Consider the following 12,341-nt stretch of genomic DNA (forward strand, 5'->3'; position numbering starts at 1 on the left):
CGTGCTCTAGTGTCGGGCGTCATGGAAAATTGCCCTCCTCTGCGCCACGGGAATTGCCACCTCAGGGGCGACTGAGAAGACAGCAAATTAACGTACAACGAATCACGGGAAACCCGTCGTGGAGTGATCCGCGGGGGGCAGGTGATGAAGAGACCATGCGATGTCGCGGAGATGTGGCGCCTGAAGGCGTGCGGATGGAGCGACTGAAGCGGATCGCGCGGCAGCTAGTGGATTGATTCCAACGCTTGGTGCCCGCGTTTGACCGCTGCAATGATCTCATCGGGGTCTGCTTTCCAGACGAATGGCCGCGGTTCGTGATTGTGCTCAGTCATGAAGCGGTTGATTGCCGCCTGCAGGTCGACGACGGAGTGGAAGACGCCGTGTTTCAGTCTGCGTCGTGTCAGTTTGGCGAAGAAGCCCTCGACAGCGTTGAGCCATGAACATGATGTTGGAACGAAGTGGAAGGTCCATCGCGGATGTCTTGCCAGCCAGGCGCGGACCTTCGGCTGCTTAGAGGTCGCGTAGTTGTCGAGAATGACGTGGACTGCCTTATCCTTCGGCAGTTGCGCCTCAATCACATTGAGGAAACGGATGAACTCCTGATGCCGGTGTCGCTGCATGTTGCGGCCGATCACCGAGCCGTCGAGAACATTGAGGGCAGCAAACAGGGTGGTGGTCCCGTGGCGCTTGTAATCATGGGTCATCGTGCCACCCCGCCCCTTCTTTAAAGGAAGTCCTGGCTGGGTGCGGTCCAGCGCCTGGATCTGGCTTTTTTCATCGACGGAAAGAACAATGGCATGGGCCGGCGGCGAGACGTAGAGCCCAACGACATCGTGCAGTTTCTCGGCAAAGGCCTTGTCATTCGACAGTTTGAAGCTGCGCCAGCGGTGCGGTGCAAGACCATGCTCGTGCCATATCTTGACGACCGAAGAGGCCGCGATCCCCACCGCCTTTGCCATCGCGCGAACGGTCCAGTGTGTGGCCTCTTGCTTGGGCGTTTCCAGCGTCAGCGCGATCACCTGATCGACCAGTTCGGGATCGAGTGGCGCAATGCCTGGCGGGCGGCTCTTGTCGCGCAAAAGGCCATCCACGCCTTCGGCCATAAAACGCTCCTGCCATCGCCACACGCAGGTCTTCGATTTGCCGGTAGCCTCCATAATGGCCACAGTTCCCAAGCCGTCATCGCTCATCAGAATAATCTTCGCCCGCCACGCATGCTTCTGCGGCGAACCGTGCTTTGCCACGATGGCTTCGAGCCGAATCCTGTCGGCGGCAGTGACGTCAAATGTAATACCGGTGCGCATGCCCGATCGTTGCACAAGCGAAAACCGATGGGAATCCAACGTTGGACTCTTTTGTCTCGATCAATCCACTAGGCTGTGGCCACCACACCGTGAAGGTCTTGCGTGGTGCCGCCGGCTAACATGCAACGCGCTGGCAGCCGGGCTGGGGGCCGGCGCTGGCGACCGGTTCGAGAGGCCACCGGGGCGACAGCTGCAGATCGACTTCGGCGAGCGTCTGGCCGAAATCGGCGGCGCGAAAATCAAGGCGTGTTCGTGGCGACGCTGGGCATTCGCGACGGCTGCATGTGCGAGTTAGAGGTTAGGCGACCACGACGGTTCATTCAAGATCCGACTCACCAGCTTTTTCGCCCGGCCCGATCTGCGAGGCCGACAGTTGGATGGCTGGGCTAGTTGTCAATTACGACCCCTGGCGAAGAAAACGGCGGACAGCCGACACTCCTGTCGGGTTTGTCGTGGGTGTGACGCTTTGCTGCTCAATTTGATTATCTGCCGGACCAGTCTTACTCGCTAAATAGCGCCTAAAAACACCTCGATGAGGCAGTTGGCACGACTTTCGCATCACCTCGTAGGAGAGTTGCCGACCGATATCCATCCTGAGGTGATTACCGTGATTGATGAAATCAAAAAGGAAAGCAGTTCAGATTTACACCAGACCGGCAACGGTGCCGGGTCGCCGACCGGAGACGATCGGCCGAGTTCGAACTCGCGATCAATCGCTTGGACAATGTTGATCTGATCAACCCGCATTAACATATAGCGAAGTGAATACACTCTAGTATATTGCCAGGAGAAGAAAATATGGGTGGCGACTTTATTTACGATAGGGAATGGGCTCTTAATTACGGCAAATTTGCCCGTGTGCACGGCAGAATGGTTGATGTAGTCGAGACTGTTGATTTTCTTGAGGGGTATTGTGGCGAGGGGGGAGCTCTCGAACTTGGTATTGGTGACGGACGCGTAGCGGTACCGTTGAGTGAGCGTGGGGTCAGGGTCGAAGGTATAGACAATTCGGACAGTATGTTAGAAGTGCTCGCCGAGCGCACTGATCTTGTTAAAGCTTGGAAGGGAGACATTGCCGATTTCAGATCGGAGCAACGCTACAACCTGGTATATTGTGTCTATAACACGTTCAAGGCCCTCTTCACGCGCGAAGCTCAATTGGCATGCCTCCGATCTGTTGCGGAGGTGCTAGACGTTCAGGGAATTTTGGTGATCGAGCTCGATGTGCCGACCTTGGAAGGCTTCGTGAACGGCCAAAAAACTACTACGATTTTCGTGGATCATGACAACACGATTCTCAACACGCATGTCCACGATCCACTGAACCAGAACTTGGTTTCGAGCCTTCTCTGGTTTTCTGGTACATCGGTCAGGCGGTTACCACATCGCGCCCGTTACGTCTATCATCAAGAACTTGACACTATGGCCGAGTCCGTAGGACTGGAGCTCGCAGAACGCTGGGGAGACTGGACGAGAAGTGCTTTCGCCGAAGGCAGCAATCGTCATATCTCCGTTTACCGCCGAACCAGCCTGTAGTCCAGGAACTTTCGTCGGCCGATCATTCGATGAATGGTCTTAGAAACTTCCAACCGTATGGGTCTGGCAAAAGAAGAGTTGGTGATCTCAGCCGACCATGGAACCGTTCGATTGCTGAAGTTCGATGGAGATCATGGCCTGTGCCTGTGTCGAAATCGCTCGTTGGACTTATGAGCTACTCTGTGTCCACTAGCTAACTTGTTACCGAACAGCTTGTTGCCTCACCTATTGCTCCGCAACGAACAGCTTAATGGCTCAAGCGGCTGTGCCAAATGCCATCAACCTAAAGGAATTGTCAATGAAAACCCCCGACCGAGAGTCGGCACTGGACCAAGCCGCACGAAAACGCGCCGAGATTTCCCACCTCGAATGCGACGCCGATCGCTTGTCACTATTCTATCGAGAATGGGCCGGTTCGTACAATCGGGATGTCGGCGGCGAGAGATACTACGGACCGATAGCCGTGGCTGAACTGGCGGGAGTGGTGCAGGCCGCCTATCTGGCGAGCGAGCGGGGAGCCATCGCAGTCCTGGACGCTGGCTGCGGAACAGGTCTGGTCGGCGTGCAACTTGCACGCTTGGGCTTCCAGTTGATCGACGGGTTCGACCTTACGGAAGAGATGGCCCGAAAGGCACGCCGAACCGGCGTCTACCGCAGTATCGAAGTTGGCGCCGATCTTAACGGGACCCTCTCCGGATACCCGAACGCGACCTATGACATTACCGTCTGCTGCGGCGTCTTCGGGCTCGGGCAAGTCCGGCCGGAAGGGTTACGCGAACTAGCTCGCGTCACGCGCCCGAACGGGTTCGTCATTGCAAGCACCAGCAGGCGCTACCTTGAGGCCACATCCTTTGAAGACGAGGTGCGGCGTCTTCAGCATGGGGGCGTCGTTGTGCCGGCCCAATGTCTAAGTGACAGCAGATACATCGCAGACGAGCAGGCGCACTACTGGGTTTTCCGGATTGCGTCATAAGCCAACGCGCCAACGGAACGACAGCTATGATGGCAAATATAGCCTGCGATTGCAAAGAACTGGAACGACTGACATGTCCAAGAACAGAGGTCATTAGATCGACAACAGCCGCATACCGAAGGCAGAAAGGGAGTTTCAAAGATGAACATCGGCGTCTTGAAGGAAATCAAAGAAGACGAGCGGCGTGTCGCACTCCAGCCGATCCAAGCGCAGGCTCTTTCGCGCCTCGGCCACAATGTCTATATTGAAATCAGTGCCGGGGAAGGGGCTGGATACTCGGATTCGGATTATCAGGTCCGCGGGGGGAAGGTGGCGATGAAAGACGAGGTCCTCGCCCAGGCGCAGCTCCTCCTCAAGGTGAAGGCACCGCTACGCTCAGAATACTCTGACTATTCTCCGCACCACATTCTGTTTACGTATTTGCACTTCGATGAGAACATCGATCCGCAGGACATCTCTGAACTCGTCAGTAGAGGCTTTCTTGGAATTGCTTATGAGTGGGTGGGAAAAGGCGGCCAGCAACCACTACTTGAGCCGATGAGCCGACTGACTGGTTATCTCTTCGCTCAGCAAGCATTAGAGTTGTGCTCCAAGGAAAAAGGAGTGTTCTGCCCGCGAAATGAGAACTTCCTTCCCGGAGGGCGGGCTCTGATCATCGGATGCGGCAATATCGGTCTGTCCGCATTCAAATATTTGTCGGACCTCGGGGTCGCCTTGACCGTTGTTGTCACTCGAGGCCGTGAGGATTTCAATTGCAAAGCCAATGCGCGCTTCGAAACCGAAGGCGTCGACTACATCGGCGCAACTGGCACCGACCTAATCCTCATGGATAAGAAGGATCCTTCACGCACTCAGGACACGATTGCGGCGGCACTGCCGGAGATCGACATCGTCCTCAACTGTGCGGTGCGTCGCCCCGATCTTCCGAAGCAGAGAATGGAGTACCTGATCGACCGCAGCATGGTTGGAGCCATGCAGAGAGGTAGCATACTGTGCGATTGTACTGCCTGTGATCGTGAATTCATCGAAACCTGTACTTCTTCAGCATCGCTCTACCACTCGTATCGCGAAGAAAATGTCGTGCATTATAACTGCGATCATATTCCATCAATGGTGGCCAACACCGCGACGCGGCTGCTCACAGCGCGAACTTTCCCTTACATTCGTTACATCGCTAGTCTCAAATCCTTGCAGGCCATCACTGAAGATGAAAGCCTGCGTGACGGAGTCTGTTGCTACGGTGGCCACCTGACCCATGCGCTGTCGGCGGAGAAAAAAGGCTTGCCGTATCGCCCCTTGAGCGACGTTCAAGCGATGCCGATTCCAAGGTAGGCGTGGAGACATTCCCAATCTTAGCTCAGCGAGCCCTTTGTCAAAGCGAGTGTCGTAGTCGGTATGAACTAGTTTTTTGGTGGCCTTATCTTTGGGACCGGTAGACCCTGCATCCAAAGGGCTCGTACGAGGCGCGGCGGCGATTAGGAGATCGATCAGTTGACAGTTTTGCAATTAATACAGAGTCGGTGAAATTGTCCACCACTCCGCGTGAGGAACTCGAGCAGCGTTGTCGGGACGTCGCCGGCCAGGTAGCGTCGTAGCTCAACTCATCATCCAGGCTCGTCGCCGGCGACTGGATCGGCCGCCACGAGAACCTCCTGGTCACAGGCGGAATCGGCCTGGGTAAGAGTTGGATCGCCTGCGCCCTCGGCCATTGCCGCGACAATCGATGCGAAAAAAACAACGCCCGCGCCAGCGCTCTTGACCCGCCGCAATCGCCTATCAATGAACAGGTTGGGCGAGGCAGCCGCCCATGATCGCGTGAAAAAACTGCTCACGATCAGGGAAATGCGCACCGATTGGGCCTAACAAACCGTATTCGGCCCCGGAGAAGTTATCGTTCTCTCGATTCTAAGGTGCCAGGGAGACTCCCACGTTCTTCGTCCGGACATAGCTGTAAATCGCCTCCTGCCCTTTCTCCCGCCCATGCCCAGACATCTTGTTCCCACCGAAAGGGGTCTCTATCCCGCCAGCGAACCATTCGTTGACGAAGACCTGCCCTGCATTCAGGCGGGGTGGCGCCTTGAGAGCGATGTCAAGCCGCTGCGTGAAGACCCCCGCGACCAGACCGAACCGCGTGCCATTCGCGATGTCGTAGGCCTCTTCGACGTTCTCGAACTTGATAATGGACAGGACCGGACCGAATACCTCTTCCTGAGCTATTTCCATGCTCGGGTCGACATCTGCAAAGACGGTGGGCTGCATGAACCACCCTCCCTTGCCCGGCAGGCGCTCCCCTCCGGTCACGAGCTTTGCGCCAGCGCTCTTGGCACGAACGCATACGCCCTCGATCTTCCTGAGCTGATGTTCAGACGCCACCGGGCCCATATCCGCGCCTACCAAACCGTCTCCGACCTGCAAGGCTCCGGCCATCGCCGACACCTTCTCGACGACAGCGTCATAGACGGAGGCGTGAACGATCAGGCGGGACAACGCTGAACAGACCTGGCCTGCGTTGTAGAAGCTGCCCGACTTCACGCTCTCGACCACTTGATCGACGTTGGCATCGGCGAAGACGATCCCAGCGGACTTGCCTCCGAGTTCCATGACGCATGGCACCGATCGCTCAGAGGCCGCCTTCATGATTGACACGCCCGTCTGGACAGAACCCGTGAATACGATCTGATCGATATCGGGATGGCTGACCAGAGCCGCACCTGTGGCCCGCCCAAGGCCGCACAGGAGGTTCACGGCACCTTTCGGTACCCCTGCCCGTTCCATGGCCTCGAAGAGGACGATCATCGCCAACGGAGTCAGCTCTGGCGACTTGACGATGACGGCATTCCCGGCGGCCAGCGCTGGTGCCAGCGAGCGGGCGCAGATGGAAGGCGCGAAGTTCCATGGTACGATCTGTAACGAGATGCCGTAGGGCTCCCGGATCGTATAATCCAGGTAACGGTGCCCCAACGGTATCGCACTGCCTTCGATCTTGTCGGCCATGCCCGCGTAGTACTCGAAATACCTCGCAGCCTCTTCGAACTCGGCCCTTGCCGCCCCGAGTGGCTTTCCGCTCTCCAGGCAACCTATGTAGGCACCATCCTCAACCCGGTTACGAATCTCCGATGCGATTCTCGTCATCATTTCCGCACGGACGGCTGGTCGGCAGCTTGTGAGCGCACCGGTTGCAACGCAGGCTCTCGCCGCAGCGACCGCGCTCGAGACATCATCTTCTCTCGCGGCAGCGACCGAAGCAATGATCTCCCCTGAAGCCGGGTTCTCGATGTCAATGAACTCGGTCGAAGACACCCAGTCGCCGTTGACGAAATTCATCCACCTTTTGTTGCGCACTTCGAGGAGATTCATCAGGTCGCTTCCATCATGGTACGAGTCTCCCCTAGATCGCAGCGCGAGTGTATCTTGATCGCCTGCTTGGCAAGCCGCGGCTGAAACTCGGGTCCGTTCCTGACAGAATGCCCTTGGTAGTTTCAATGGGTTCGGACCGTCTTCCCGCACAGTTTCGTGCGGCACGCCGCGAGCATTAGACGGACGCTCCTTGCGATGATATACGATACCTGTCTAACAGCTATTTGGTATTGGGTGATGCCTTGGTGAGATCGCCGCGGATCAGTCTGCAGCAGCTCCGCGCATTGCTGGCGGTAAACGACGAAGGAGGGTTCCGGCGCGCTGCCGAACGCTTGAACACTTCGCAGTCGGCAATCAGCCGGACAATCCAGACGCTCGAGGCCGAGTTGGGCGTTCCGGTGTTCGAGCGCACCGCGCGAGGCGTGAAGCCGAGTTCGGTCGGAAAAAATCTACTTGGATACGCTCGGACGATCGTCGGTGGCCTGGATGAAATCTCGATCAAGGCGCTTTCCGCGATTCGTGGCGAAGTCGGGCAGTTGAAGATCGGCTACAACGAAATCTCGATCCGAACGTTTTTGCCGAAGGTGCTGGCCAAGTTCCACAGGCAGTATCCGAATGTGGATCTGCGCCTGATTAGCCAGGCGACGTCGGAAATGATCCCCGAGAACACCGCGGGGACAATCAGCCGCGGCGAGGTCGACATCGGGTTCGTGGTTGGACCCGTTATAGACGATGAGCTGGAGGCCATACACCTTTTCGAAGACCACGTAGCTCTCGCGGTCGCTAAGACCCATAGATTGGCGCAGCGGGATTCGATCTCGGCGTCCGAACTGAAACACGAACACATTTTGCTGTGGTCGACTGAACCTTGGCAGATTTACACCCGTCGTATCAACAACATCTGCCGCCAGGCTGGTTTCCTCCCGCGGCCCTCAATCATGATGCAGGACAACGAAAGTGCGTTCGCTCTAGTAGAAGAAAACGTTGGGGTCGTCCTGATCGCAAGCTCGGTGGCTGCCACCTACTCAAACCGCGTCGCCACGGTAGCTATTCGGGAAAACCCAGAGCCGTTCCACCTTTACGCGGCTTGGCGAAAGCACAACACGGCACCCACCTTACGAAACTTCATCGATGTTGTCTTGGGACACCCTGCCGGCGATTGATCGACACTCCGCCCGCTCCGTAGCATTCGCTGAACCGCCTAGCCACTCATCACGAGGCTTTCAAAACGAAAGGTTCCCCTCTCCACTCACGATAGCGCATTCCGCACCGCGAATCTCAATCCTTTTCAATGCAACTTGGCGTACATCTCCGCCACTGACCAGCAGATGGCGCTCGCAAGTCTCGACCAGCCCTTTTTGACAACTTACAAAGCGTGAGTGAGATCGCAGAACTCCGTTGGAAAGCATCTGAGAAAGACTAGGTTCGAGATCTTGAATCGCACCCTCGTCGAGCAGCCCTATTTTCATACCGTGACCTTGGGCGAAACCTCGCGCAGTTTCTCTAGCCTGGAACCCCGCTTCGAATCCCTTGGTTTGCCGACGCGGTGTATGATGCCGGGAACTGAGATGAAATCGAGTAGAGGTCGTGTCCCGACAGAGCTTTCCGACTGAGAAATAGCTGGGCTCGTGCCTGACCTGTCGATTTTCTCTAGCGCGTCGCCAAGACAAACCAGAGATTTTGGGATCTGCCGCAGAACTAGGGTTCGCGATGGGCAGACAGCTCGTTCGGCGATTCCGGCATTGCCATAAGAAGCACCACCCACTGGACGGCCGGATCCTAAAGCGTGACCTGGTGGCCCTCATTCAGAAAGACTGCAGCGAAACTCCGACGATACCTGCTCAGGGGCTCACCGATCTCCCTTTCTCATCGCGCTATATCAATTTGCTGTTGGACAGGCTCGCCGCCTCCGCGGATTGTACTGTCACCCAATTTCAAAGGCGTGATTGCTATGGACGTGACCCAGTTCAACGTTGACGAACTATTCCAGAAGAGCATCGTCTGGGATGCCCATTGCGGAATGGACCCTCAGGTCCCCATCGACGTCAATTCGCTGGAGCGGATCCGGAAGGCCGGGTTCACGTTCGTCAGTACCAACGTTGGCTATGACGTGTTGCCTTGGCATGATACATTCGCGGTCATAGCCGGCTACCGCAAGTTCCTGAGCGACAACACGGACAAGTACATTCGCGTTTCCAGCGTCGCAGACGTGCTCGCCGCCAAGCGGGCAGGAAAACTCGCGGTATCAATGGACATCGAGGGCGTGTCGGCACTCGACGGCAAGATCGAACTCGTCGAGACCTACCATCGCCTGGGCGTTCGCCAGATCTCATTCGTTTATAACAAGGACAACGCTGGAGGCGGCGGCTGCCACGGCCCCAACACAGGGATCACTGCGTTCGGCCGGGAAGTCGTCAGGGAGATGAACCGCGTCGGCTTGCTCGTTGACGGGACTCACTGCAGTCCCAGTATGTCGATTGACCTGGCAGAAACCTCGTCGAAGCCGATCATCATCAGCCATTCGAACAGCCGCGTTCTCCACGACCACCCACGCAACATCTGGAATGAGCAGGCTATCGCCTGTGCGCACACCGGAGGCGTGATCGGCGTTACCGGTATTCGTATCTTCATGACGAAAGCAGGCGACAACACCTCCAATGTCGATCTCCTCGTGCGGAACATCGACCATTACTGTGAATTGGTCGGGCCACAGCACGTGGGCTTCGGAACAGATTTTGCGGAGATCACGAATGCGCTTTCGACGCGCTTCGCGAACGCCACCGATTACTGGCCGCCGGAGCATTACCCGGCCGGAGCCAATCTCGGTTTCGTTGATATCGAACTGTTCCCTCAGATCACGGCCGCCCTGTCGGCAAGGGGTTACAGCAACAAGGACATCAGCGGAATTCTCGGCGGCAACTTCATGCGCGTCGCAGCCGCGAACTGGGAATAGGCGTTTAGAACCCCGACATCGGCTCAAACAGAGCGGTCTGGCGCAGTCGAAAGAGGCCCCACCCGCCTAGCGCAGGGTAGACGACGTTACTGAGGACCACGCTTTCATGGCGAAGACGGCCACTCCCAAGACTTACGAAGTCGCCATAATCGGGGCGGGTATCGCTGGGTGTTCGACCGCCTATTACCTGGCCCGCCAAAGCGTGCGCGTTGCGGTTTTCGATCGCGGTCCGGTCGCGGGAGAGCAGTCAAGCCGTGCATGGGGTTTTATTCGAAAGCAAGGCCGCCACCCTGCTGAAATCCCTCTGGCGGCCGAGGCTTCTGTCCTTTGGGACGAGATTACCGATGAGTTCGGGTTCGATTCCACCCAGCGCGTGAAATCAGGTATCCTCATGCCTGCGAAAACGGCCGAAGACGAAGAGCTCGTGGAAACGAGCTATCGCGATGCGCAGACGCATCGCCTGGCTTCGGAAATACTGGATGCGAAAGCGCTCAAGGAAAAGCTTCCCGAACTCGCTGGAAGCTGGCGGTGCGCGCTTTTCACGCGAGATGACGGACACGGCGATCCCAAGTTGTCGACCCACACGGTAGCCCGCGCGGCGAAGGCGGCTGGTGCCGAGTTCTTCAACGACGAAGTCATCATTGACTTCACGACAACCAGAGGTCGCGTGACAGGCGTCCGCACGCTGCGGAACACCTATCAATGTGCGAAGGTGGTTGTTGCCAGTGGTATCGGATCGAGGAGGCTCCTGGCGAAACTCGGCTACAACCTTCCGGTACAGAACATCAGATCATCGGTGGGCCTCACGACGGCAACCACCCCGTTCACCCAAATTGCCATGTGGGCGCCCACCACGGCTTACCGCCCCAGGCCAGATGGGTCCTTCATCATCGGAAACGGGTATCGGAATGCCGGAACTGACTACGACCTGACGCTCCAAGCCTTCACAAACCTTCGGTATTTCCTGCCGGCCCTAAAGCAGAACCAAGGCTTGCTGCGGATCGGGCTCGGACGGGACACCATCAGAAGCTTGACGGATCTACTGCCGGGAAAGGGCAAGCACAGTCCGCTCTCGGAGCCTGCCACGAATATCGCGAAAGTGAAACAGAACCTAGCCGAGTTTCGTGTCATGTTCCCCCACATCAGCGGCCTGACTTTGGCGGACAGCTGGGCAGGGCGGATCGATACCACTCCGGACCTCATTCCCGTCATAGACCTTCTTCATGGCTACGAGAACGTATACGCGCTGTGCGGATTCAGCGGTCACGGCTTCGCCCTCGGTCCGGTCGTGGGTAAGCAGATGAGCAAGTGGATCGTCGACGGAGCGCCGTCTCTCGATCTGAGCAAGTTCAAGTCCTCCAGGTTCACCGACGGCGACTACGAAATCATCAAGGCGGCGTAGCAACGAACGCTCACGACACCTGACTCAAACGACGTTCGCACGCAAAGGGGTCGTGAAGAACGAACTAGGGAGGCGCTCTCCCACTCGTAGCGCTTCGTCCCCACCGACGCCCACGGATCTGGATCGCGCCTTCGATCACGGTGCGCTCGATTCCTTGACCAAGACGGATACTCTAACTCTTTGTTTCAACGCAATTCCGGACGGAAAACCTTTTCACATTTTTCCTGGAATTGCCCTAGCAGATCCTAGCTACCATCCGGGCCTTCGCCATGGTCTATGCTGGTTCAACCGGCTGGAACAGTCAGTCTCAACTTCCCGCGCTCGCCATGCGCCGTCCCTTGATCGCCTTTTCCAGCCAGCCGATCTCCATCTCGGGAAGGGAGGACAGGAGCAAGTCGGTATAGGCGTCGAAAGGCGGCGCCAGCACCTTGCTCTTCGGCCCGTAGCGCACCACCTCGCCGCGATACATCACCGCGATCGAATCGGCGATCGACTTCACCGTGGCCAGGTCATGGGTGATGAAGAGATAGGCGACATTCTCCTCCTTCTGCAGCTCGAGCAGCAGTTCGAGGATGCCATGTGCCACCAGCGGATCGAGTGCCGAGGTCACCTCGTCGCAGATGATCAACTTGGGCTTGGCGGCAAGTGACCGGGCGATGCAGACGCGTTGCTTCTGGCCGCCGGAAAGCTCGGCCGGGTAGCGATCGGAAAACCCCTTGCCCATCTCGATCTTGTCGAGCAGTTCGGTAACGCGCCTGTCGCGCTCGCGGCCGCGCATGCCGAAATAGAATTCGAGCGGCCGGCCGATGATGGTGG

Annotated in this window: 9 protein-coding genes and 1 pseudogene; 7 read left to right on the forward strand and 3 right to left on the reverse strand. The window is 57.3% G+C overall.

The genetic code is table 11. The features are described from left to right. Positions 1-224 precede the first annotated feature (224 nt). Complete coding sequence (locus tag NKK51_RS18065) at positions 225-1,304, reverse strand: IS630 family transposase (protein WP_352554138.1); 1,080 nt, start codon at positions 1,302-1,304, stop codon at positions 225-227. 798 nt (positions 1,305-2,102) lie between these two features. Between NKK51_RS18065 and NKK51_RS18070 the strand changes: the two genes are divergently transcribed. The 4 genes and pseudogenes from NKK51_RS18070 to NKK51_RS18085 form a co-directional block, all read left to right on the forward strand. Beyond that, positions 2,103-2,840, forward strand: a complete 738-nt coding sequence (locus NKK51_RS18070) for a class I SAM-dependent methyltransferase (protein WP_352554139.1) — start codon at positions 2,103-2,105, stop codon at positions 2,838-2,840. A gap of 298 nt (positions 2,841-3,138) precedes the next feature. Then, a complete protein-coding gene (locus tag NKK51_RS18075; RefSeq protein WP_352554140.1) occupies positions 3,139-3,813 on the forward strand; it encodes a class I SAM-dependent DNA methyltransferase in 675 nt (224 codons plus the stop codon). Between the two features lie 141 nt (positions 3,814-3,954). Beyond that, positions 3,955-5,145 carry a hypothetical protein gene (locus NKK51_RS18080; RefSeq protein WP_352554141.1) on the forward strand — a complete coding sequence of 397 codons (1,191 nt, stop codon included), beginning with the start codon at positions 3,955-3,957 and terminating at the stop codon, positions 5,143-5,145. A gap of 278 nt (positions 5,146-5,423) precedes the next feature. Next, positions 5,424-5,537: pseudogene (locus NKK51_RS18085) on the forward strand (ATP-binding protein); the annotation flags it as partial. A gap of 181 nt (positions 5,538-5,718) precedes the next feature. Here NKK51_RS18085 and NKK51_RS18090 read toward each other — a convergent pair. After that, a complete protein-coding gene (locus NKK51_RS18090) occupies positions 5,719-7,170 on the reverse strand; it encodes an aldehyde dehydrogenase family protein (protein WP_352554142.1) in 1,452 nt (483 codons plus the stop codon). Between the two features lie 245 nt (positions 7,171-7,415). Between NKK51_RS18090 and NKK51_RS18095 the strand changes: the two genes are divergently transcribed. From NKK51_RS18095 to NKK51_RS18105, 3 genes are all read left to right on the forward strand, one after another. Beyond that, the gene (locus tag NKK51_RS18095) at positions 7,416-8,333 is read left to right on the forward strand and encodes a LysR family transcriptional regulator (protein WP_352554152.1); all 918 of its coding nucleotides are present in this window, start codon (positions 7,416-7,418) and stop codon (positions 8,331-8,333) included. 788 nt (positions 8,334-9,121) lie between these two features. Next, positions 9,122-10,123, forward strand: coding sequence for a dipeptidase (locus NKK51_RS18100; RefSeq protein ID WP_352554143.1), 1,002 nt, complete (start codon positions 9,122-9,124; stop codon positions 10,121-10,123). A 106-nt stretch (positions 10,124-10,229) separates the two neighbouring features. Beyond that, complete coding sequence (locus NKK51_RS18105; protein ID WP_352554144.1) at positions 10,230-11,525, forward strand: NAD(P)/FAD-dependent oxidoreductase; 1,296 nt, start codon at positions 10,230-10,232, stop codon at positions 11,523-11,525. Between the two features lie 307 nt (positions 11,526-11,832). On the opposite strand, the gene NKK51_RS18110 is transcribed toward NKK51_RS18105, so the two are convergent. Next, positions 11,833-12,341, reverse strand: a 509-nt coding sequence (locus tag NKK51_RS18110) for an ATP-binding cassette domain-containing protein (RefSeq protein WP_352554145.1), incomplete at its 5' end; no start/stop codon positions are given.

This window comes from Mesorhizobium sp. M0011, assembly GCF_040324155.1.
GTDB lineage: Bacteria > Pseudomonadota > Alphaproteobacteria > Rhizobiales > Rhizobiaceae > Mesorhizobium.